The 24,765-nt window shown below is 33.5% G+C and carries 15 protein-coding genes; 2 read left to right on the top strand and 13 right to left on the bottom strand.

What is annotated here, in order from left to right:
* Nucleotides 1-63: 63 nt before the first annotated feature.
* Together ACSVDA_RS00385 and ACSVDA_RS00380 are read right to left on the bottom strand one after the other, a co-directional pair.
* Nucleotides 64-1,419 (bottom strand): TrkH family potassium uptake protein, encoded by a 1,356-nt coding sequence (locus ACSVDA_RS00385; protein ID WP_485879868.1) that lies wholly within the window; start codon nt 1,417-1,419, stop codon nt 64-66.
* Between the two features lie 229 nt (nt 1,420-1,648).
* Nucleotides 1,649-1,804, bottom strand: a complete 156-nt coding sequence (locus ACSVDA_RS00380) for a hypothetical protein (protein ID WP_485879867.1) — start codon at nt 1,802-1,804, stop codon at nt 1,649-1,651.
* A gap of 186 nt (nt 1,805-1,990) precedes the next feature.
* Between ACSVDA_RS00380 and ACSVDA_RS00375 the strand changes: the two genes are divergently transcribed.
* Nucleotides 1,991-3,148 (top strand): amidohydrolase, encoded by a 1,158-nt coding sequence (locus ACSVDA_RS00375; protein ID WP_485879865.1) that lies wholly within the window; start codon nt 1,991-1,993, stop codon nt 3,146-3,148.
* Nucleotides 3,149-3,511: 363 nt separating this feature from the next.
* On the opposite strand, the gene ACSVDA_RS00370 is transcribed toward ACSVDA_RS00375, so the two are convergent.
* The 7 genes from ACSVDA_RS00370 to ACSVDA_RS00340 all read right to left on the bottom strand — a co-directional run bounded on the left by ACSVDA_RS00370 (nt 3,512) and on the right by ACSVDA_RS00340 (nt 10,972).
* On the bottom strand, nt 3,512-4,492 hold the full coding sequence (locus ACSVDA_RS00370; RefSeq protein WP_485879862.1) for a sodium:calcium antiporter: 981 nt from the start codon (nt 4,490-4,492) through the stop codon (nt 3,512-3,514).
* A 118-nt stretch (nt 4,493-4,610) separates the two neighbouring features.
* Nucleotides 4,611-5,366, bottom strand: coding sequence for an exodeoxyribonuclease III (locus ACSVDA_RS00365; protein ID WP_485879860.1), 756 nt, complete (start codon nt 5,364-5,366; stop codon nt 4,611-4,613).
* Nucleotides 5,367-5,511: 145 nt separating this feature from the next.
* Nucleotides 5,512-6,906, bottom strand: a complete 1,395-nt coding sequence (locus ACSVDA_RS00360) for a DEAD/DEAH box helicase (RefSeq protein ID WP_485879858.1) — start codon at nt 6,904-6,906, stop codon at nt 5,512-5,514.
* Nucleotides 6,907-7,050: 144 nt separating this feature from the next.
* Nucleotides 7,051-7,332, bottom strand: coding sequence for a DUF6509 family protein (locus ACSVDA_RS00355; RefSeq protein ID WP_485879856.1), 282 nt, complete (start codon nt 7,330-7,332; stop codon nt 7,051-7,053).
* Nucleotides 7,333-7,614: 282 nt separating this feature from the next.
* The gene (locus tag ACSVDA_RS00350) at nt 7,615-8,385 is read right to left on the bottom strand and encodes a divergent polysaccharide deacetylase family protein (RefSeq protein WP_485879854.1); all 771 of its coding nucleotides are present in this window, start codon (nt 8,383-8,385) and stop codon (nt 7,615-7,617) included.
* Nucleotides 8,386-8,598: 213 nt separating this feature from the next.
* Complete coding sequence (locus ACSVDA_RS00345) at nt 8,599-9,468, bottom strand: cation diffusion facilitator family transporter (RefSeq protein WP_485879852.1); 870 nt, start codon at nt 9,466-9,468, stop codon at nt 8,599-8,601.
* Nucleotides 9,469-9,592: 124 nt separating this feature from the next.
* Complete coding sequence (locus tag ACSVDA_RS00340; RefSeq protein WP_485879850.1) at nt 9,593-10,972, bottom strand: MFS transporter; 1,380 nt, start codon at nt 10,970-10,972, stop codon at nt 9,593-9,595.
* Nucleotides 10,973-11,972: 1,000 nt separating this feature from the next.
* Between ACSVDA_RS00340 and ACSVDA_RS00335 the strand changes: the two genes are divergently transcribed.
* Nucleotides 11,973-12,299 carry a GNAT family N-acetyltransferase gene (locus ACSVDA_RS00335; protein WP_485879848.1) on the top strand — a complete coding sequence of 109 codons (327 nt, stop codon included), beginning with the start codon at nt 11,973-11,975 and terminating at the stop codon, nt 12,297-12,299.
* A 118-nt stretch (nt 12,300-12,417) separates the two neighbouring features.
* Here the strand turns inward: ACSVDA_RS00335 and ACSVDA_RS00330 are convergent, their stop codons facing one another.
* The 4 genes from ACSVDA_RS00330 to ACSVDA_RS00315 all read right to left on the bottom strand — a co-directional run bounded on the left by ACSVDA_RS00330 (nt 12,418) and on the right by ACSVDA_RS00315 (nt 24,355).
* Nucleotides 12,418-15,972 carry a PKD domain-containing protein gene (locus tag ACSVDA_RS00330; RefSeq protein WP_485879846.1) on the bottom strand — a complete coding sequence of 1,185 codons (3,555 nt, stop codon included), beginning with the start codon at nt 15,970-15,972 and terminating at the stop codon, nt 12,418-12,420.
* An 824-nt stretch (nt 15,973-16,796) separates the two neighbouring features.
* Nucleotides 16,797-17,888, bottom strand: coding sequence for a hypothetical protein (locus tag ACSVDA_RS00325; protein WP_485879844.1), 1,092 nt, complete (start codon nt 17,886-17,888; stop codon nt 16,797-16,799).
* 189 nt (nt 17,889-18,077) lie between these two features.
* A complete protein-coding gene (locus tag ACSVDA_RS00320; protein WP_485879842.1) occupies nt 18,078-21,332 on the bottom strand; it encodes a collagenase in 3,255 nt (1,084 codons plus the stop codon).
* Between the two features lie 779 nt (nt 21,333-22,111).
* Nucleotides 22,112-24,355 (bottom strand): immune inhibitor A domain-containing protein, encoded by a 2,244-nt coding sequence (locus ACSVDA_RS00315; protein ID WP_485879840.1) that lies wholly within the window; start codon nt 24,353-24,355, stop codon nt 22,112-22,114.
* Nucleotides 24,356-24,765 lie beyond the last annotated feature (410 nt).

Here is a 24,765-nt window from a genome sequence, read left to right as displayed (position 1 = left end):
TTTTCAAATACAGGAACACCATTTTATTCTCACAAGCATAATACACACAAAGCCTTTTGTTTGTTAATCAGTTAAGACATACTCTTTAGGATGGTGATACTGTTCTTGTTCTTGCTCACCAGATACTGAGTAAATAAAAGTTAAAATTCCTATCCTTCCAATAAACATAAGGACAATGATAACTATTTTCCCAGCATTACTCAAACTAGGTGTAATCCCTAAAGATAATCCTGTCGTTCCAAACGCTGAACAAACCTCAAATATGATCGATTTTAATGAAAATGGTTCAATTACGCTCAATATCACAACGGAACTTGAACAAACGAGGAAAGCAATCATTACAATCGCAAATGACTTTGCGATATCATCCTTTTCTAATTCTCTCTTGAATATTCTTACTGATCCTTGCCCTCTAATTTGTGCATACATTGCTAAAATCACAATAGCAAATGTCGTAGTACGTATCCCTCCTCCAACACTACTAGGTGATGCACCTATAATCATAAGCATCGCCAATGTAAGCTGAGTAGCAGTTGATAAATTATTTAAATCCATTGTTGCTAGGCCACCATTCCTTGCTGACACAGAATGGAACAATGAAGAAAACAGTGTTTGATGCCATGGCTTATGTGCAAAATAATGATTAAATTCGAAGAGGTAAATCAATAATCCTCCAAGTACAATTAAAATGAAAAAAGTAAGTGTTGTGAGCTTAACATATAGTGAAAAACGAAATCTTTTGTTCCATTTCATAAATGATAAACTGTCTCTCAATTCTATCAAGACTGGAAAGCCAATAGCTCCAACAATTAATAAAATGATATATATTAATTGAACAAAATAGTCGTTTGCATATGGTACTAAAGAACTCCCTGTTATATCGAATCCCGCATTTGTCGTTGCGCTAATTGAAGCAAAGAAGCCTTGTAAATATGCGGTTTGCCAATTAGGAAAATACTTTAAGAAATATGTGCCTAAAACAAGCATACCTAAAGTCTCAATCGTGATAATGATCAATAAGATTTGTTTTATATAAATAACAAGCCCTTTATATGTAATGCGATTTTGATCATAAGTAATGAGCTTTCGGTTTTGATATGAAATTTTCTTTCTAAACAACATCCACATAAAAGTCATTAAGGTCATTAAACCAATGCCACCAAATTGTAAAATAAATGCCAAGATAAAAATTCCTGGAACACTAAAAGTGTCAACTGTCGACACAACCGTTAGCCCTGTTACGCTTATTGCACTGATAGCAGTAAATAAAGCATCTATAAATGTCCATTCCACACCATCTTTAACAGCGATAGGAAGCATGAGTAAAATTGTTGATACGATTGCAGCAATAGTATAATAAAGAACAATCAATTGAATCGGTGTAAAAGACCATAATTTCCTTTTAGCTAACATTCTCATTATTTTTTCTCCAATGCCTATTTAATTAAATATTGTTATAAAAAGCTTGTTTGTGAGTTGATTGTTACTATCAAATAATCGTTTCGTTGCATCTTTACTAAGAGGAAATCATGAACTTAGATAATATTTTTGAAATTGAAGCAACAAAATTTCAAAAGAGCATTTACATTGATAAAAGATTATGAGTATCAACTAATTGATGCCCAAAGATAAACCAAGAAATTGCCAATTAATGATAATTCGCCTTTAGTTTGATTACTTTTAACCCTTCAATCATAAAGCTAAGAATATCTAGTCCATTCAACGAATTAGTCATTATACTAACACCATCAGAGCTTAACGTAAACCTCATGCTAAAATTGCTTTCATTTCCGTTATTTTTCATAATAAGCTTAATTAGCAGAACATTCTCACTCACCTATAGTAAAATGACAGAAAAAGTTAATAGATTCGGCTGATTGCAATCTATTTACAATATTTCAAATATCCATTATGATCAATAAGATATAGATAGAAAAATATGATTAATAGAACAATTAAGTTATTTTATTGATATTTTAGGAGGATTTTGATGTTAGCAATTACAAATGTGACTGGGTATGTTGGTGATGGAAAAAAATTAAGTGATGGCACAATCATTGTTTCTGACGGAAAATTTGTAAAAATCGGTAATGATATTGCTATTCCTGACGGATGTGAGGTTGTAAATGCTACAGGCCAAGTTATTACACCAGGTCTAATAGATGTACATACACATTTAGGTATACATGAAGAGGGAATTGGTAAAGAAGGACAAGATTACAATGAAGTAAGCGCTGCTTCAACTCCTCAAGTTCGAGCAATAGATGGGATTAATCCCATTGAAAAGGGCTTCAATGATGCACGTCTCGCTGGAGTTACAACTGTCCAAATCATGCCTGGAAGTGCCAATGTAATCGGTGGTGAAATGGTTATTGTAAAAACAGCTGGCCATATCGTTGACGAAATGGTAGTCAAAAGTCCTTCAGGATTAAAGGCTGCTCTAGGTGAAAATCCAAAGCGCTTTCATGGTGGTAAAGGTGTTTTACCTATAACAAGAATGGGGACAGCTGCACTGTTAAGAGAAAAATTAATTGAGGCGCAAAATTATATTGAAAATAGGAAAAATGGCGAGGTAGATCGTAAACTTGAGCTAGAAAATATTGCAAAAGTACTCAATAAAGAAATTCCATTACGTGTTCATGCACATCGTGCTGATGACATTGTAACTGCGTTACGTTTAAAAACTGAATTTGGCTTCGACCTTACGATTGAGCACTGTACAGAAGGTCACAAAATTGCTCCCTTCATTGCTAAGTACAATGTTCGTGTAGCTGTCGGACCTACAATGTCTTCTCGGTCAAAGATAGAACTTGCTGATAAAGGTTGGCACACACTTCAAGCGTTAGCTAATGAAGATGTACCATTTTCTATTACTACTGATCATCCTGTTGTCGGCATAGATCACTTGATGACTAGTGCTATTTTAGCTGTGAAATATGGCTTAACAGAAGAGGTTGCTTTACAAGCTATTACATTAAATGCTGCAAAACACTTAGGATTGGAAGAAAAGGTTGGATCTATTGAAGTTGGGAAAGACGCAGATTTCGTACTTTGGAGCGGAGACCCATTTGACTTAAGAAATAAAGTTGAACAAACATTTATTGACGGCAAACTTGTTTATGCAGAAGAGCGTAGAATGAACGTTTAATTGATATTGATGCGTAATCATAAATGATGTATTTAACAAAATTATACGCTGTTTTTCACACTATGATAATAAACACACCTATACGACTTACGTTCGTGGCATTTTATTTCGATACTTAAGATTCTTTTTTTGTATTAAAATCACCATAGTTTACGAAAAGAGCTTGACAATGACAACAAGCCTTCATCTGTTTAATTTTGAAGGCTTGTTTTTTTACAGTTGTTTATTAGCTTAATTGTCTTGGTTAAGTTTAACCTTCTTTTTAAGTTTCTTCTAGGTGTATGTATCTAACGGAAAAAGAGGTATTGTCAAAAACCTATATTCTTTTATTAATGTTAAAACAATAGCTACAAAGTGAGCCTATTACAATTTACTAAAAATAACATAACTAGTGATAAAATAGCATATAACGACGAATAAACTTGGCAATACGTATGTAACTTTATTTATAGAACGTTCTCTTAATATTGCATAATATGTGATGATTGAAAGGATGAGCGTTCCTAATACGGTATATATATGGCTCGGACTAGAATAGAACAACAGACTACCGCTTCTAAACATAACATCAGTAAACACTAAAATGAGTATGTTAAAGATGTTACTACCTAGTATTGAACCAATCGCAAGGCCATAGTTTGCAAGCCGCACCGCAACGACAATAGACACTGCTTCTGGTAAACTTGTGCTTGCTGCTACTAAAAATGACCCTATAAAGGAAGCCTCAATGCCAGTTAGTGTAGCTATTTGGTCTGCTGTAATAGTTAACAGGGTACCAAAAAGCAGAATAAGAAAAGCAGTCAATACGAAAGTTCGAACAGATTTTTTTAAAGATTCATGTGCATATTTAGTTGATTCTCCTTGAACTTCCACTTCTACCTGTGGTTTTTTAACCTTTGACAATAGTACGATGCCCAATATATAAATACTAATTAACACAATCGTATCTATTCCAATAGAAAAGAAATGATTTGGGACTCTTATGTAAAGTGATATAAAAATAATACTTGAAAGAATCATTACAAGCACATTTGTATAACCATTTTCTTTGCTAGAGTAATTAAAAATCTGTTTATTTCGAAACCAGAGATCAACGAGAGCTAATATTAACAAATTAAATAAATTGCTACCTAGTACATTTCCAGTTGCAATATCTGGATTTTCAATAAAAATAGAAGTCACACTCGTTGTGATTTCAGGTAACGATGTTGCTCCACCAAGCATTAACCCTAATACTGCTCCATTTAAAGTTGATTTTTCTCCAATAATATCAGCATGTTTTGACAACTGGACAGCTAGAAAGATAGTAAAACATGCAGCAATGAAAAAGAGAAAATATACCATAAGTTCGTCCACCTTCAATATAATTTACTTGTAAACAGTATTTCCAAAATGATCTAATACATTACTTAGTTAATTTATAATAAAAAATGACTTCATACAACTATTTTCAACTAAACTGTTACATATCCATTTCTAGTAAAACAGGGCAATGGTCACTTCCGAGTATTTGTGAATGAATCTCTGAATCTAGTATATTAGTTTTAATTCTATTAGATACGATAAAATAATCTATTCTCCATCCAATGTTTCTTTCTCTTACTTTGTTCATATATGACCACCAAGAATAAGCTCCTTCTTTATTAGGGTAAAGGAATCTATAAGAATCAACAAAGCCAGCATCAAGCAAATATGTCATCTTTTCACGTTCTTCATCTGTGAATCCAGAGTTGCCTCTATTTGACTTTGGGTTCTTCAAATCAATTTCTTTATGAGCTACATTAAGGTCTCCACATAAAATTACAGGTTTAATGTCATCTAATTCCAAAAGATAAGTTCTCATATTTTCTTCCCATTGCAAACGATAATCAAGTCTTGCTAAATCTCTTTTAGCATTAGGTGTATAAACATTAACTAAATAAAATTTTTCAAACTCTAAAGTAATAATTCTACCTTCAGGCTCACTTTCATTATCTCCCACCCCATATGAGACAGATAGTGGCTTTGTTTTTGTAAATATCGCTGTACCAGAATAACCTTTTTTCAAAGCGTAGTTCCAATATTGAAAATATCCTGCTAATTCTAAGTCAATTTGACCGTGCTGTAATTTTGACTCTTGAATGCAAAAAATATCTGCATCAATCTCATTAAAATAATCTAAAAATCCTTTCTTCACACATGCTCTTATTCCGTTAACATTCCAAGAAACCAATTTCATATACTATTCCTCACCACTGTTGAACTTATTTTGTTTGGGTTTTCACCTTTATGGAAAGCACTATCTTTTCAATGTAGTAGCGTCTCACCACAGTAGTTTAACCTACGCTCATGATCTCTTTTGAAGTAGCTTTGCTTAACATAACTTATTTCCTTCTCCCTTTTTGAGTAGTTCTGTTTTTGGTATTCTTCCGATGTAATTTTTTATTCGAATTAGTTTTAGAGCTATTCCTACTACCTTTATATGTGGATCTAGACTCATCGTTATGAGTTTTATGTGATTGTCTCGACTTTGAACTTTGCTTATTAGACTTAGTTGTTGATCTAGACTTGGATCCGTCCTTACTATCTTGACGAGATGATTGATTCTTATTAGTTCTCTTTGAATGATTATTTTTTTTCTTACCCTTGTCGTCGTTCTTTGTTATTTTACCTACGTTTTGTTTTTCTATCTTGATGTTTAGATCTTTTTCAATCATATCAAGGACAGGTCGATCATTAGAAGAATAAAAGGTAATAGCCTCTCCTGACATACCTGCTCTACCAGTTCTCCCAATTCTGTGAACATAGCTTTCGGCATCTTGTGGTATATCATAGTTAAAAACATGAGTAACTCCTTCAACATCAAGCCCTCTTGCTGCCACATCTGTTGCAATAAGCAATTGAAGCTGTACATCTCTAAAACGCTTCATCACTTGTTCTCTTTTTGCTTGTGATAAATCTCCATGTAGTTCATCACATAAATATCCTTTTGATTTCAATATGGCGTACAACTTACTAACCCTTCTCTTGGTTCTACAAAATATAACTGCTAAATATGGACGCCTAGTATCAATTAAATGGAAGAGTGTAGCTTGTTTAGCACGATCAATTGTGTGTATTGCTATTTGTTTAACATTATCTGCTGGCCCTTGAATTTTTTCAACTTGAATATATGTAGGGTCATGCATATATTTTGATGCTAATTTTTTTATTTCTGTAGGTATTGTAGCAGAAAACAATAATGTTTGACGTTTATCAGGAGTCTCTTTAATTATTTCTTCTACTTCTGTTAAAAATCCTATATTCAGCATCTGGTCGGCCTCATCAAGTACGAGAATATCAATTGTAGATAAATCAATCGTCTTTCTTTTAATATGATCTAAAAGGCGACCAGGAGTTCCGACGACGATTTGAGTGTTTTGTTTTAATTTTTTAAGCTGTTTATCTACCTCTTGTCCACCATAAACAGCTAAAGCATGAACACCTTCTACATCCGCAATAAATTTATCTAATTCAGCTGTTATTTGTAAGGCTAACTCTCGTGTTGGAGTTACAATAAGTGCTTGAATGTGTCCTTTGCTCGAATCAATCTTTTCTAAAATCGGTAACATGAAGGCAATTGTTTTACCAGTCCCAGTTTGTGCTTGAGCGATGACATCTTTATTTTCGAGTATGATTGGAATTGCTCTCTCCTGAATCGGTGTAGGTTGAAAAATCCCTTCATTTTTTAATGTATTGATTAATATATTTGAAAGGTTTAATGACAAAAAATTTTGCATTTGCTATACCTGCTTTCTTATACGTGTTACGTTTTGTAATTAGTTCTATGCGGTCTACCCTAGGTACGAACGATATGAATATCATCCTAAAACGATGAAAGGACAGTACCCCTAGTGAGATATCGCCCTTCTTAAACCCTATATTTATTCAAAGTTTTGTTTACAATAGTTAAATACTTGGATTTCTTCCTCTGCGTCTAAAGCCCAATCATAATATTTATTTGTATTTTTTTCAAAGATTTGATATTGCGCAACTTTATAATCATCTTCATGAACTGCAAAGATGACTTTTATGTATAAACCTTCAGGACTAAATAAGTCATCATCTTCTGGTACTTCAATATGTAAAAGAAATTCGTATCTATCTCCAACTAAGATCCCTGTAGGGTCTTTTAGCTTTTCAACTGAATGACTAATAATATTCATTAATTCCTCTCCCTTTATAATACCCTTGATCCAACTATTATTAATCAATTGACCGAAAAATTTTGTTGAGCTGTAGCTAAACAATAGATAAAAATAGTTAAATCCTATCATTCATTTTACCATAAATCATATTCCAACGTTCTTACCTTGTGTTTCGTTGTATATGTTTTTTTAAACCCTTTATAATAATCTTACAAACAGAATGGTTAAACAAGTTAATTTTATTCCTAGTGTTAAAAATAATAGACGCCAAGTAAAAACTACACGCTATGTGAAATTACCTTATTCAAATTCAAAATACTTATCATCAATCAGGTCAGATACTGGAACTATTTCAATGTTTCGTTCCTTAAATTGCTTCATTGATTGTGAAATTCCAGTATAACAAACTTTACCTGTCTCACCAACATGTCCTATTGCGATTCCTACCCCGTGCTCTTCTGCAACTTCTGCTAATTTTAACATTTGGTTCGTCACATGAGACACAGAGGAAATATCATCTAGAAATATATCTCTTTCTAGTAGTGGAACACCTAGCTCCTCTGCAATTTCGGGAAACTTTGAGTTCGGGCTTGTAACACTATCAACAATATACATGTTTTTTTGTTTAACTACTTCAACAATTGCTCTGACAATATCTTCATTTTCAACGACGAGAGAACCCATATGATTGTTTAAACCTTTTGCATAAGGTACACTTTCTATTGCTTCAGTTACTCTCTTTTTCACTTCAGATGGAGGTAGATCAATTGTTATGGGCTTTGGACCTAACCAAGATTTTTTTCCTTTTTTTGGTTGCATAGGCAAATGTACCATGATTTCAAAACCTTGTTGATGTGCCAACATCGCGTGCTCTATGGAGTTGTCAGCAAATGGCATAACAGCAACAGTGATTGGAATATCACCTTTCAAAAATTCCATCACTCCACCATCTCCCCCGCCAAAATCATCAATAATAATGGCTGACTTAATCTTCTCAGCTTCTCCATTTACATTATGTGTTGTTAACAAGGAAGTAACAATTATCAATGCACAAATAACAGTATGTTTCAAAACCATCCCACCTAATTATGTTAGTCATTTTATTATTCGTTGTTCCCCATTTGCTATACATGGACATAAATGACCTTAACACATTAAAATGAATGAATATTTGCTATTGACAGAGCTACTTATATAACGGGAAAATTGCCGAAAGACGGTGTTAATAGATATTGTAACTGAAGGCTTTTTGAATCCGTAAATTGCTTTTTTCCGTTTAAACCGTTAATTAGGCTCGACATGAACATGGATATCATATACCTCATGTTCCTTTCTTAAGACATTTTCAACCATCGTTGATATATCATGTGCTTCACGTATATTTAGATTAGAGTTAACAAGAATAACAATGTCTACTACAGCGTTATTCCCATACCTCCTTCCTCTAATCTCTTTTACCCCTTTTACGCCATATAAACTAAGAACTGTTTCTTTGTAACAGCTTATTAGCTCTTCATCAAAACCGTCTGTTAAATGTAGCGATGCATCTTGAAAAATCCCCCAAGCTGTTCTGCAAATAAGAATTGCAACTATAATTGCAGTGAGAGGATCTAGCCACGGCAAATTAAGCTGAGAACCGACTATACCCACAGCTGTACCTATGCTTACCCATGCATCGGATAAATTATCTTTAGCAGCAGCGAGCACTGCTTGACTCTTAATTTTCTTCCCTAAATTTCTATTGTATATGTATACAAAATACATGACTACCGCACTAAAGATTCCAGTCCATGCAGAAATCATGTCAGGGGATTGATGTTTGCCGCTTACAACAGAGATAACAGCGTCATATAAAACTTGGATACCTACAAACATCATAATAAACGAAGCCACTAATGAAGCTACTGTTTCTGCTTTCCAATGGCCGTATGGATGATTTTTATCAGGTGGTTTTTGAGACAATTTTAAACCTATTAAAACTGCAACAGAAGCAATGATATCCGTTGCATTATTTAGTCCGTCTGCGATTAACGCTTGAGAATTTGCAGTGTTTCCTATAAATAACTTCAATGCTGATAAGCAGATATAGGCAATGATACTTATCACTGCTCCACGTTCACCAATTTTTAATTCTTGATATTTTTGTTGCTCCATAATTTACCCCTCCACTTATCTTACGTAACATCATAACAACTATACATCGTGTGGGTCTAGAGCAACCTTTTTTCCTTAAACTTTACAATTAATAGGTGTCAAAAAAAGTTTCGCTTAGTAAAAATTAAGCTCCTTGTTCATTTTGAATTTTATGTCGTACGTACAGCCCAAACATGACAATTGCCAAAAGAAGCAACACCGATAAAAAGATAAATATATTCCTATAACTTATCTCTGCTACTAATCCTTTTTGTTGTTGCATCGTCAATAATATCCCTGTTAATGTTACACCAAAAGCGCCTCCAATGAATTGTGTCAATTGTGCCATTCCCATACCAGATCCTATTTCAGAACTAGGTAAAATCCTCGTTAATTCATTAGAAACACTTGAAGTAAGTGCAGAAAAACCAACACTCATGAACATATATGTGACAAGGATGAAGTATGGAGATATACTAGCTAGCATTGCAAATAAAACAGTCGCAATCATAAGAAACGTTTGTCCGAAAATGATTAAAGGTATATTGCCGAATTTATCTATTAATCTTCCAATAAACTGTGCAGCTACTGCAGATAAAATCGCACCAGGAAAAATAATCATCCCAATTGCAGCAGGTTCCATATTATACACATTTGCTAAAATAAGTGGTAATAAGAATAAGGAGGCAAAGTGTATTATAAATGCAGAAAAAGCAATGAATAATAGCTTTAAATACTGTTTATTTTTAAGTAGTGCCGGTTGAATAAATGGAAGTTCAATTTTTCCTATATGTCTCCACATAATAAAAATTAACATAATTGTAGTTATTAAAATGACATACGAAAAAGTTGAAAGAAACAACAACAATCCAGTTACACATAAAGCAGTAAGAATTCCACCAATCGTATCAAACTTTACCTTCTTCACTTCCTCATGAGGTAATAGCTTCAAAAAAATTGGAATAAACAGTAATACGAGACCTGTTACAGCAAAAAGATAATTCCAGCCCAAATATTGCGTAATTGCTCCACCAATTACAGGACCTAACCCAAAACCTAGTGAAGCAGCCGATGAAATAAGTGCCATCGCCTTCCCTCTTCTAGAAAGTGGAATGTAACGACTTGCAAGTACCATAGCAAGTCCTGGAACCGCCCCCGCTCCAGCAGCTTGAAATATTCGTGCAACAAGCAATACTAAAAAGCTTTGAGAAAGAAACCCTAACACGGATGCAACACCTAAGATTGTCAAGCCTATAAGTAACAGCCTTGAAATTGGAATATAGTCAGATAGTCGACTAAATGTTAACGTTGCAATAGCAAAAGACACTGAATATGCAGAAACAATCCATGACGCTGACGAAGAAGATAAAGATAAATCTTGTAGCACACTCGGCAATGCTACATTAAACATCGTTGTATTCATAACAACAAGCCATACAGTAAAACTCCATATAAGGACAATTTTGTTTTCTTGAATCTGTTCATTGTGCGCCTGTTTGCTAGCAGGAACAGAAATTGAAGTCATTTAAACCCACCTTCATTTATTAAATTACTAATAGAAACCAAAAAAATCATTTTCCATCAAGGTTCTTTTCGTAAAATTTGTTGAAATTGAGATAATTTATAACAGCAGTATATACATTTATCCAATTGACTTTATTTTAAAAAGAGAAAAGATTCTACGAACACTTCATATATACATATTTTATTTATTAGTACGAAAATCAAGAAATGCGAAAACAGCCTTCATCAATCAATATTAAATGTATTAATATTACTATTCGCATGAACGACTTACTATTTCGAATAGATGAAATTTACGTACACTTATTAATCATAAAGCGAAAAGAGGGATTTTGAAAAGAATAATGCTTATAGCTTCCATAGTGGGACTGCTTCATTCATTGAACGAAAGATCAGCTTCTGACTTATCAGGTGGTGACTCTATTCCAACTAATTGAAAGATCTACCTATAAAAGCGGGGTGATTAAATCATTAATTAGGGTAGTTTTAAGTTATGCTTGTATTTTTTAGCCTTTTTTGTGAAATATTGTGAATTTGAAATGATAAGGAAAGTTGTTGTCGTATTGACTGTCGTTCTACGTACTAATATATAAGCACTGATACACCTAGCGTTCGTGGCATGTTTTCTTTTGTACAACGATGACTAATACCTTTAAATCACTATTTATAGTACTAATTTGATAACAATAGCAACAATGTTTACGAAAAAAGCCGTAATGAAAAAGATTTGTGAAATTTATATGTTAATATATAAAGAAAGTTTTTTCTCAACTAAAGGACTAAATAGAGAGTATTTCAGGGCAACATTGAGAAATGGTAAAAGCCGTTATCTTTAAGGGGGAAGAAAAAAATATGGATATATCTATTCGAAAAGCAGAGATGAACGACTACGAGTTATTGTTGCCTTTATTTAAGCAAGTTCACAACCTCCAGTACGTGCAAGACCAGATTTATACATAGACAATCCGAATCCAGTCGAGCAAGAATTCTTTGAACGTCAATTGAATAATGGTAAACAACATATTTTTGTGGCTACCGTTGGCAAGGATATAGTCGGTGTTATAGTGACGAAGGAAGAAGAAACAGCCGAAAATTCTTTTGTTAGAGCGAGAAAAGTATTATATATAAACAGTTTTTCAGTTGCTGAAACGCATAGGAAGAAAGGCATCGGGAAAAAGCTAACTAAACATGTTTTTGTTTTCGGTAAGAGTCTCACAGTTGATAGTATCGAATTGGGAGTGTCCGAGAAAAATACATCTGCCATTGAGTTTTATAGGTCTATCGGAATGACTACAAAGAGTAGAAAAATGGAACTTAAATTTAACTAACCTCTTTTCACCACAGAGTATGAAAAAGACCAAATCATCGAGTAGATTTGGTCTTTTTCCACTTTATTAAACGAAAATACGTTTTCCTTTGTCGGTTTGGAAAGTTAAGGTGACAGATCTACTTTGTGATTTGAATCGAATAATCTACTATTTCTTCCCCAGACCATGTATAAGCTATAATGTAGTAAGTACCCATTGGGAGGTAAAAAACATTATTACGAATTGGCTCTGCTACAACTTCACCATTCTCATCCTCAACTACAACATTATAATTTCCACCTGCTTGATTAAGGTCAATTGTCACTTCTCCATCATTCACCATATCAAAATAGTACCAATCAGTGTGATCTCCTGCTTCATAATCAAGAGAACCAACAATACTTTCTTCAATTAAGTTCGCATTTGATTTTCGATTGTTAGGCTCAGTTTCGGTTATTTGTACGTCATCATTAACATTGATACTAACTATTGTCACACTTGTTTCTCCAAAATCATCGGTAACAGTTAATTGCACATCAAACGAACCTACTTCTTCATAAACATGTGTTGGATTTGCAATTGAACTCGTATGACCGTCACCAAAATCCCACTCGTAAGAAGTTATCCATCCATCTTCATCATATGAATCAGTACTATTGAACGCAACTGTTTCATTTACAACTACACTACTTGGTGCGTTTATGATAGCTACCGGAGAAATATTTGTACTAGCATTGTCGTAAGAAACTGACATAGTATAATTAGCAGATTCTCCAGACCATGTATAAGCGATTACATAATATCTTCCTGTGGATAGCGTCATTGTATTATTTCTTAACGGCTCGCCTATGCGATTACCATTTTCATCTTCTACTATTACATTAATATCTCCACCTGCTATTGTTACATCTACAACGATATTGCCTGCTCCATCCACATCAAAGTAAAACCAGTCTGTATGATCTCCCGTTGCATAATCTAAAGAGCCACTAATTTCACCTTCAACTTGTATGTTATTTGCTGCAGATTTTCGGTTGTTTGGTTCCGATTCAGTGCCTTCTTCACCAGATCCTTCCACAACTACCGTCTCAGTGATATAACCAGTAGCTCCTTCATTATCTGTTACCGATAATGTTACGACAAATGAGCCGACTTCTTCATAAATATGAAGCGGGTTTTCCTCTGAGCTTATGTTTCCATCTCCAAAATCCCATTCATATTTCACGATAGAGCCGTCTTCATCATATGAACCATCACCTTTGAATAAAGTCGATTCATTAACTACAACACTAGCAGGTGCATTAATCACTGCAATTGGTACACTGTTATTCGTTTCGCCTGCATAAATTCCATGAAAGACTACGTCAAACTCGAATTGTCCATTTGAATTGACTCGATGATTTACAAAATAAGCAGTAACAGTTTTATAACCACTCCAAACGCCACTATTATCTAGTTCATTTAACACTGTATTCGTAACATCATCCATCTCAGCAATATCAACGGCTTCACCACGAGATGAGCTTTCACTAATGTATGTTCCTTCGAGTGTAAAAGTTTCAAAGAATGCTGATGATTTTGTTGTCACATCAGCATGATCTAAATTCATCAAACTAGTAATATCATTCTGAATTTGACTTATAGACCTTTCTGGATGCTCGTATAAATACTCATCACCTACTAAAACAGTGCGGTACTCTCCATTCGTGTAATTTTCCCACATCTCATTCATATGCTGCTGGTATGCTGTCTCGACTATATGATCTTGAGAAAGATCATCTACATATTGCTTATAAAGAGTTGAAGCTCTTTCAAAATCTTCGTTAGCTACAATTTCATTTAAGTCATTTAAAATATATAAATAGTCTCCACCGTTACCGTTGACCATAAAATCATAGAAGCTGTAAGCATAATCATAATAATCAAAACCATATAAATCATAAGTCGCATTTAACACTTGTTCAACTGTAAACCGAGAGGATGGGTCTCCTATTTCCTCAACCATCACATTTCTACCGTCAACACCAGTTCTAGTAGAACCAGCGAAAAATTCGGCACCGCCTTCGCCGAACCAAGGTAAATTGTTATTGTCATCGTACAAAGGAGTGTCAGCATAAAATCCTGGTATTAGAAATCTACTCATTAAGTAATGTGTGTATTCATGTCGAAACAACTCTTCTAATTCAAACCTACTATCTCCTGCTGCAACACTCCTATCCCATGTGTAGAATAATCCTGCACTTTCTATATATCTACCACCATTTTCAACACTATAATCATAATTTAATAAGCCATTCATAAGTTGGTATTCAAATTTACTGTTATACACAATTGATAATAAGTTGTCATCAGGATTCCCTGGTCCGTCAGCTGGATAATCGGTTCCAGAAAACCTATGAAACTGTGACTTTACTTCTCTTGCTGCCCAATACATTCTTTTTATTTTGTCCTCCGGTACGTCATCTCCTGCCCAAATTGTAAACTCACCATCTTCGAACACATATTCATTACCGAAATATCGATCAACAAATGAATCATAAGGTGCCACTCTTGCTACAGTTGTTCCATTTGCATCTACGCCGTTATATTGCCAGTAAATATGATAAAGTGCTAAATATTCCCTTGCACCCCATCTATTGTATACTGTATCAAGAGCTTCTGTAATAGCTTCATAGCCATAATACTCATTAGAATGATATCCACCTACGTTAAAATGAAGGATCAGCCACATTGTGTTGTCTAATGCCCATACTAAGCGGTAATCTTCTTCCATCTCATAAATAAAACGAGTTATTTGTTCTATTAAATAATCTAACCCAGCGTTAAACTCCCAACCTGTTGTTCCGAAGTTATATTTTGTTTGCCAATCAAGTGAATAAATAAATTCTATATAAGCATCAATCGCTTCATCATATTCAGCATACAATGTCAAATTAGTAGTAAACTCCCGAACAACATCACCAAATTTATAGTACATATCACTATCTGTAACCGCATGATTTAAAAACCAGCTTAATTGAGTGATCAAGTAGTTGCCTTCAGGCGCGTCACTAAAGCCAACATTACGATTGTCTAACACTGCATTGATCGCTGGATTTACTTTCTCTCGGTACTCCAAGTCATCGTAAAAGCGTAATTCACTATGTTCATCTGATTTATAAAAAGGTCTGTTCGCCATCTCTATAAGATTGATTAAACCTACATCATCTGTTTCGCTCCACTGAGGAGCTTGTTGTACGATTGCGTCTAATAATGCTTGATGACGGCTTTCATCAACATAAAAGTTAACAGCATCTGAGCTAAACGTCCAAAAATCCTCTATATCGTCAACGCTATTAAGATCATATATTAGGTAGTCTATTAAACTGTCATATGACAAATTATTTAAATAAGCGAAATTTGTAACTGTGCTAGTTGCTGTTATTACATTGTTTTCACTGTTATTAGCTTTTTTTGATCGAACCGTATTATGAACATCATATCGTTCATTCACGCTACTCACGTCTGAAATTGTCAAATCACTATATCCAGGTGCATGTTGTAACGGCTTTTTTATTTCCTCTCTTCCTTTGACAATAGTAGCATAATCATTGTTAATTGAGTTGGCTTGAGTAAGAGAGCCTGTCGATAAGATAACAGATAATACGAGGATAATGCTTGTAATTTTGTACATGACTTTTCGTTTTGTTGACAACATAATTCCTCCTCTTTTTATAGATATTATATTTTCGTAATTTTCTGTCTTTTATATCTTGAAATATTGACTTAATAAGCTTAAACATACCGTAATCAATTCCTACAAATTTTCCTGGAATTAATCTAATAAATTACGTCGTAGCCCCTCCCTTCAAGGAAAAAATATAAAACCGAACACACCTCTTTCTTAATATTTAGACAACAATACCGCTGATTGTTAGCCATGTTAATATAAATTGCAATTGATATACCAAAACTAAAGTAACAACTAATATTTACTACATTTGAACTACATAAAAAAAAGGAAATAAAATGTCATTATTTCCAATGAGACTTATGTATGATATTTAAATACGTATATGAAAGATGTTAAATATGCTGTGTATATTTTTATACATTGTTATGTATAAAAATATATACATGCCTGACATTTAAAAGAATATAAACATCAGCCAACTTTCATCTTTAAAGAATCTTGAATGAAAAAATATTAATTAGCATGCTTAGAATATGAATGACACAATAAAAAAGAGTAACTAGTACTCCTTAAATGTTTAATACTATAAATATTGACTTCAAATCATTTTCTCAAAAGATATTTTTAAGTGGCTCTTTTCGTAAACTATGTTGTTTTTTTACTTGCACTTGAGAAAACGGATGTCAATTATTTAACTTTTATAGCCTAAATATAAATGCCTCGAACGGTAGTTATATTCACGTATAATTCTTTCTATGGAAACCCCAACAACAATAGATGCGAAACTATTCTTTATAACATATACAATGTCCTTTACTTCAAACTAATTTATGTTTTGTGTTGAATTATCGGATCATATAATTAAAAACTTGTCCCTTAGGCAAAATAATTTTTCTAGATTTGATGAGCTCTTCCGTTACAAAAGAATATAAGAAGTGGTAGTACCAAAGAAAAAATTCTGCATATGTTGTTTCCTCTGCATATAGAGATTGAGAAAAATAGTTAAAAAGGTCATTATGATAGGATAATAATATGTAAATTAAGTCGTCTCGAATGACACCTGCAATATCATATAACGCTCCATATTCGTTCTCACATAAAATTGGTAGCATTAGTTTTTCATTATTTAACAAATGTAATTTTTCTAACCCCATCTGAATTTGCTTTGGAAGTGTTGCTTCTCCATCGTAGTGCTCTACAATCCTATCTAATATCAACTCTTTACTTTGTGCTATATTAATAGAGGAATAATTAAAATGATTTTCTACTTGTTCCGTTGACAAAGTTATAAACTGATCTTTGTTATACCGTGAATTGCCATACATACAGTAAGTATATTTCCCCATTTGTCTAAAATCATTACCATAAATACCAAATGGTTCTAAAGATGAATTTGGATTCTTTGCTAATAATGCATAATAATAATGTTTGTTATTTCTATTTAGTTTCTCCGATTTTAAATATAGTTTTTCAACATTTTGTATTTGAAAATTATCGAGAAGAACATCACTTAACATAAACAGGGAAAGTTCTTCAAAGGTAAACTTTTGAAATGCTGGAATGTTAAAGGTTTCTTTTTTAGTTTCGTACATTTTTCCACGTATCAATTTAACAATGTCCTGACCGATTTTCCTACTTAACTGATATAACTCTCTTCCGTCATCTTCTGAAACGATAGGGAAAGTTGGTAGAAAATAGTTATTCACATACTTAACTAGCCCTTCTAGACGTAATTTATCAATTTTTCGCATGAAGTCAACTTCTGATATTGATAGCAAAGTCACGATCTCCTCCATCGAAACTCTCGCATGTAATAACACACAAAGTTCATTCAGTTGATCTTTGGATATATCAATGTCTGGATAATTATTCCCAGTAGAAATTAATCTACTTTCATAATCATTTTGACGCAAATTTAACAGCATTGCTTTATCCATTTTTCTTCCTCCTTAAACTTCATTTTAAATCAAGTAGGCATTAAAAAGATTAATATACAACGCCAAACAATTTCATTAACTTCATAACATAGGAGAATACACGTTATTAAGTATACCATTATTTGGTTCTTATCTCGTTAAAAAAAATACTAGTAGGCAAGGTTTTCTTACCTACTAGTATTCTTTGTATCATTTCACCAGTTCAAGTTCATAATCAACAGCATTACCTTCCCATGTATAAACGATGACATAATATCTTCCGGGAGATACATTAAATGTGGGGTTAACTATAGGTTCTGCTAGTCGATTTCCCTTTTCATCTTCCACTAAGATATTATAGTCCGTACCGCTAATTTTCGTTTCATGAATTGTTACTACACCTTCAGTATTAACGTCGAAGTAATACCAATCGGTGTGATCATTGCTTCCATAGTCTAAAGCACCAGTCATGACTGATACGATAAGGTTTGCTTCTGATTGTCTATCATTTGGTTCTGATTCAGTAGCTACCCCTCCATTACCTGGTTCAGTTTGTTCAGCATTTAACGCTAGTGTATAATCAACCCATTCACCAGCCCAAGTATAGACTACAATATAATATCGCCCAGTTGCAGCATGAAAGGTCGGATCTGCTAATGGTTCTGCTATACGATTGCCACTTTCATCTTCTACTAACACATTAAAGTCTGTACCGTCTAGTATCGATACATCAATTGTAAGATCTCCTGCAGCATCTACATCAAAAAAGTACCAATCTGTATGGTCTGATGAAGTTGTATAATCAAGGGAGCCTGACAATAGATCACCAAAGGTAAGCAAATTTGCCTCTGTTTGCCTATTATTTGGTTCTGATTCTATCGTTGCACCTCCGGCATTATTTACATTTACAGTCATACTTATGCTATCTGTTGCACCTTCATTATCCCGAACAGTTAATTGTACAGTAAAAATACCAGCTTCAGTGTACAAATGAGTAGGATTTTCTCTTGCACTCGTATTACCATCTCCAAAATCCCACTCAAAACTAACGATAGAGCCGTCTGAATCATAAGAGTCCGTGCTGTAGAATTGAACCGTTTCACCAACAATTAACTGACTATTACCACTTATTATTGCAATTGGATTGCTGTTAGTAGAATTACCAGTATATTTTCCATGAAAAACTACATCATACTCGTATTGTCCACTTGCATTAACTCGATGATTGACAAAATAGGCTGTTAACGTTTCATAGCCGCTCCATTGACCAGTTCTAGATAAGTCATTAATGACTTGATTAACAATGTCATTCATATTTTGAAAGTCTTCCATTTCTCCATATGAAGTTCCTCCAACATATTCTCCTGAAAGAGTATACGTATTAAAGAAATCAGCAGTGTATATGTTTTGTGTTACATTGTTTAAGTTTATTTCAGCTGAAATGTCACTGTTTATTTCAGCAAGTGATTTCTCCGGGTGATTTCTTACATAATCATCTGAAACTAACGGTACACCCCATTGATTTTTATTATCGTATAAATATGCTAAATGGTTTTGATATTCATTTTCTAAATTAGCATCCCTTGATAACTGATCCATATAACGATCAAAACCTACTTCGTCTTCATTTGCCACAAGTTCATTTATGCGATAAAAGATATCAATACGCTTATTTATGATGAAATCATAGAAAGCATATGAATAGTCATAAAAATCCCAGCCTAAGCTGTATGATGCATGTAAAACAGTATCTAGTGTATAACGATCCGCTGGATTAGCTGAAATACCTTCAACTTTTGTTGCTCTAGGTTCAACTCCAGTTCTCGTTGCTCCAGCAAAAAATTCCCCACCACCTTCTTCAAACCATGCTAAACGATCTCCATCATATAAAGGAGTATTTCCCCATAACCCTGGAACAACATATCTACTTTGCAAATAGTGAAAATACTCGTGACGGAACAATTCCTCTAATTCATAAATACTATCTGTCGGGACTTCTCTATCCCAAGTAAAAAAAGTCCCCCAGCTTTCAATATAAATTCCACCATTATCTGTGCCAACACCATTAATAAATCTATTTAATTTATATTCTTCTTTATTATTGTAAATAATTGTTGTGAGTGTATCATCAGGATTTCCTTCCTCTACAGGTGAATCTACGCCATAATATCTATGAAATTGAGCTTTCTCTTCCTTTGCTGCCCAATATATTCTTTGAACCTCTTCGGTTGTTACTTGATTTCCTGCTTTAATAATGATTTCTCCATTATCAAAAATATAATGTTGGCCATAATAATAATCTTCGTAAGCTGTTTTAATTTGTTCATAATTAATAGGACCACCTAGATCATCTATTTTCTTCGCAACAGCTAAATACAAACCACTATAATAAGGAAACGTAGCTATCGCATCAGTAAATACATTTAAAGTAAAGTCAGGATTACTATGGAATCTTCCTTCTTCACCAATTACCCAAATCCCATTATCAATAAGCCACTCTGAATCCGTTCCAACAAATTGACTAAACTCCAAAATCTTAGCTACTTCATTTAAAAAAGAGTCTACCCTACCGTACCAAGGGGCTTCTTGAACCGAAGTATATGATCCACTATAGTAATTAAAATAAAGGTTATATTCAAAGCCATTTAGCAGAGCATAAATCGCATCGGTTTTTGATAAATCATTAATATAAGAATTTACTCTAAAATTAAATTCTTCAATAACAGGTAAGACAGCATTAAAAATATTTATATCTGGCGTCCCATGATTCATTAAAAAACCGATTTGCGTCAGTATTTCTTCCTGTGTTGTTGTGCCAAGCTCAAAATGACGATTAGTTACAACGGAGGAAATCGCCTCATTCATTTCATATCGAAATGATAAATCTTGTAAGTAAGATAATTCAGGAGTAGGGTTATCAAAGCCGATATAAAATCCTCTATTAAGAACTTCGATTAAAGTTGGTAGTCCGACATTATCATTAGCTGTATAAAGAGAACCTCTTTCCACAATAGCGTCTCTTAAAGCTAACAATCTAGTTCTATTGCTATAAAACTCTACTGCGTCAACGCTATAGTTCCAAAAGTCAGAAATATTTTCTGTTGTGATTGTCACAAGCAAATCTACTAAACTTTCATTTGAGTATGTTAAAAGATCTTTGAATGTATAAACATCTTCTACAGCAGCAGATTTTATTGCGTATGATCTCTCATTAGAAGGTGGTGCAGTAGGATAAATTGTAAGTTGCTCACCTCGTTCAACATGTATCGTTTCTTCATAATTTTTATTATTTGAATCTAACCGTGGGATAGATGATCGGGCTATCTCGTTAACATTAATATTACCCTCCTCTCGCTTTATTACGTTGCTACCTTGTGCATAACTGACCCCACCGACAGGAGATAGTATGCTCGTTGCTAAGATAACACTACATAAATTACACATTAATTTCTTCTTAATGCCCATTAAATGTTAATTCCTCCTTGTTAAAATGGTATGATGCCAATACTCAGCTGCTTATAAACAGCTACATAAAACATTAAATTGTATGAGATTTTCAAGAAAAAAATTTTTTTGAAGTGATTAAATTATTTCGTATTACAAACGTTAATTATTGATTATTTTTAATTTTCTGATATTTTAAATTGTAAATTTATATTTGTTTAATGTTTTACAATTTAATAATAACAGAAATAATTTTTAACTTATATCATCCTGTGAACAAGTTTTAATTGCTTTACATACAAAATAATGCTAAATACTCAGGATTTCAATAAATTAAATAAACATATTGATACACGTTTCTTAACAAGGCTGATTTAGCATTTTTTTTAATATTTTCTTCTATTAAAAGATAGCTGTGAGTAAAAAGACATTTTCATTTTCTCATATTAAACAAAGTTAACAAAAATAGCCTTTGACAAACAAGATGTTTTGAAAGGCTATTTTCGCATAAACACGAAATATAACTATAGTTTGTGGCTTCATCTCTATAAATTTTATAATGTACATTAATGACTCAATTGTAAGTAAAGAAAGCTTCAAGTTTTCGACAAGAGCGATCGAATTCTAAAGACAGCTTCTATTTACTATTTATAGTACAATTTGTCGTTTGTAGAAGATGATATGTTTTTTAAGATAACCATACAAGATTTTAACATCTATAGGTGTAGAAATTATTCCAGAGACGAAGAAATTTCTTTTTAGATCAAATGCCAAAAAAGCATTATCATAAAGTTATTTATTTAATCTCGTGTTAAGAGAATTTTACCTACACTTCTGTCATCACTTTCTCCTATAACACGAATTTGCAAGCCATATGTCGGAATGTTACGCCCTGCATCAGCTACTTTACTGTTTAGGTAAGATTGACTGTCATCAAATAGTGTATTTTGTTGAGTAAAGTTATCTCTAATGCTTGCACCATAATAATCATCGTAGTCTAAATAGACTTTTTCTGATTGTACTAAACCAAATGCAGCATCGTGAATTTGTGTATCAGTATATGTGATGTACCCATCTGTCCAAGTGACCATTTGTTGATCAGCATCAACAACACCTAAATAACCATCTCCGGGATGATCACCAACAGCATTATTATCTTGGGTATGATCAACGTACCATATCACCAACCCCGGCTTATAGGATAAGTATACGGGTTTACTTGTGATTGGACGAATATGACTCAATGCCTTGTCTACCCCTTGATGGTTTCTCCATTCTAATAAATAGTAGTGCTCACCACTATATGTCCCAGTTGCTTTCGTAAATCCATCTAAAATAGCTGATGTCTCACCTTCTGCATCATCAAAGAAGATTTCTTCACCATCAGTAACAACGCTGATATCATCAACCCAAAATCCTGTTTCAACTGTATTTGTATCTGTGAAATAATGAAATTTTAATTGGATTTTTGTGCCTACAAATGCTGATAAATCAAAAACACCATCTATCCATCCATCACTTTTTCCTGTAATTCCATGTCCGGGATTATTATTATCTTCCTGTGCCTCAGTAGTTGTTATATTACCTTCTATGGATACCCACTCATTAGTTCCATCCTCTTTTACTTGAACCGAAGCAAAGTCCCATCCTTCTTCAATTTGATAAGAAGTTTTAAATGTAAGTAAAGCGTCAGTGGATGTATTGGTGAAGTCTAAATTATAAACCAACTCGTTAGCTAAATAGTTACCTCTACCGCTGTAATACGCGTAACTCCCACTATAAGGTTCTTCTATTGTAATTTCTTTATTAGGTAGCTCTATTTTAACTACATCACTATTCGTTCCTTTAGTACTTGCTTGATCAAGCAATATTTCTAGACCGTTACTATCAATATCTTCAACAGAAATTGTATTACCTGTTAACCAATTCCCTCCAAAAGTAGCCTGTAATATTTCCTTTGCATAAGGACTAAACCCAGGTGGTTCTGTTTGTGGGATTTCACCAGCCCAACTACCAGAAGCCATTAGAGACCAGAAAGAGATAGGTTCTCCTAATCCAGAATTTTCATATTCATCAAGTAAACCCAAAGCGTGAGCAAACTCATGTGCAAAAATAGCTGCTCCTCCTGTCGCTCCTTGTATTGTATAAGAATACCCCTTTAGATCTGTGCCATCGAGATTAATAGGTTCATCAATATGCCAATAATGCGGCCAAATTGTTTCATCACTAGTAATATTATCTGACATAAAAACACCATCTTCAGCAACAGTTGATTGCACAACCATTACATAATCAATTATCCCATCAGGCTCAAAGATATTTCCATCATTGTCGAAATCATATTGATCCATCTGATCATATCTAGATAAGTCAATATTGTTTGCTGCTACATCTTCACCAAATTCTTTAAGGACATCTTCAACTAATTCGTACCTGCGCTCATATTCATAATTTTCATCTCCATAATAAGTTGAAGGTTTATCAACGGTATACCAGCCAAATACCTCTCCATCAATCGTGTGACTTCCTCCAGATTGTTCCTCGTAAAATTGTTTCACAGATATCAACTTGTCACCATTTGGCCCTTCATAACCATTCTCTCCAAACACGAGCCCTTCAAAGTGTTCTTTATTATAGTCCTCATAATATAATTCAGTATCATTAGGCTGAATGTCATTAACAGGATGATCAGGATACTCTGCTAAAAGTACAACGACATTACTAACAGTTTGATCCCCATTCCATGCCTCCGGATTCACTATTTGTACATCCTCAGCCAACCCCAACTTATTACCATTACCTTTTCTAATCGCATTACTTGTCCCATTTATGCCACTTTTGTCGTAAGCAGACTGGATAACTTTTAATCGTTTCGATTCTTCTTTATCTAGCCCAATCATTTCTCCACTAAAAATATAAGGATTATTTTGAAATTGATTTTGACCTCGGGTTTTTAACTCTGTAGCACCATTGGCAATAGAAACGGACATTAAACTAATTCCTAATGATATACTAGCGATTGTAGATATTATTGTTTTTTTCAATATGATTCTCCCTTCTATTTTTAATCGTTTTACCCAAGGAAATAATATGTTTTTTTTCTATTTTTTTCAATAGTGTAAATTCACTGATTATTAGGAGCCGTATTAAACTATTTTTATAGGACTATTTCACTGTATATATAAAAGGAAAGAACAAAGAAGCCTTTCATTCTACTTGTTTCTAGAAAGGTGCACTTCCAACCAGATGAACGAATATTATGATTACGTATCGATGTAATAGATTATCAAATTAATAAAATTTAATAACCGTGACAAAAGGCAATTCTTTATTTACTTCTTCATTATTTTTAGTTCTTTTCGTAAACTTTGTAGCTATGGCCCAAAAACTAGACAACAAATATGTCACTTTACACAACAGTCGTAGTTTTATTGAAAACTAACAGAGCGGTAGT

This window comes from Cytobacillus sp. Hm23 (assembly GCF_051842895.1).
Classification (GTDB): Bacteria; Bacillota; Bacilli; order Bacillales; family SM2101; genus Nanhaiella.
Note: the sequence above shows the minus strand (reverse complement) of the source record. Positions and strands in the feature narration are given on the sequence as shown.

What these genes read in the sequence shown, in the direction of transcription:
- ACSVDA_RS00385 (WP_485879868.1), bottom strand. Translation starts at nt 1,419, where the DNA reads ATGAGAATGTTAGCTAAAAGGAAATTATGGTCTTTTACACCGATTCAA.
- ACSVDA_RS00380 (WP_485879867.1), bottom strand. Translation starts at nt 1,804, where the DNA reads ATGAAAAATAACGGAAATGAAAGCAATTTTAGCATGAGGTTTACGTTA.
- ACSVDA_RS00375 (WP_485879865.1), top strand. Translation starts at nt 1,991, where the DNA reads ATGTTAGCAATTACAAATGTGACTGGGTATGTTGGTGATGGAAAAAAA.
- ACSVDA_RS00370 (WP_485879862.1), bottom strand. Translation starts at nt 4,492, where the DNA reads ATGGTATATTTTCTCTTTTTCATTGCTGCATGTTTTACTATCTTTCTA.
- ACSVDA_RS00365 (WP_485879860.1), bottom strand. Translation starts at nt 5,366, where the DNA reads ATGAAATTGGTTTCTTGGAATGTTAACGGAATAAGAGCATGTGTGAAG.
- ACSVDA_RS00360 (WP_485879858.1), bottom strand. Translation starts at nt 6,906, where the DNA reads ATGCAAAATTTTTTGTCATTAAACCTTTCAAATATATTAATCAATACA.
- ACSVDA_RS00355 (WP_485879856.1), bottom strand. Translation starts at nt 7,332, where the DNA reads ATGAATATTATTAGTCATTCAGTTGAAAAGCTAAAAGACCCTACAGGG.
- ACSVDA_RS00345 (WP_485879852.1), bottom strand. Translation starts at nt 9,468, where the DNA reads ATGGAGCAACAAAAATATCAAGAATTAAAAATTGGTGAACGTGGAGCA.
- ACSVDA_RS00340 (WP_485879850.1), bottom strand. Translation starts at nt 10,972, where the DNA reads ATGACTTCAATTTCTGTTCCTGCTAGCAAACAGGCGCACAATGAACAG.
- ACSVDA_RS00325 (WP_485879844.1), bottom strand. Translation starts at nt 17,888, where the DNA reads ATGGATAAAGCAATGCTGTTAAATTTGCGTCAAAATGATTATGAAAGT.
- ACSVDA_RS00320 (WP_485879842.1), bottom strand. Translation starts at nt 21,332, where the DNA reads ATGGGCATTAAGAAGAAATTAATGTGTAATTTATGTAGTGTTATCTTA.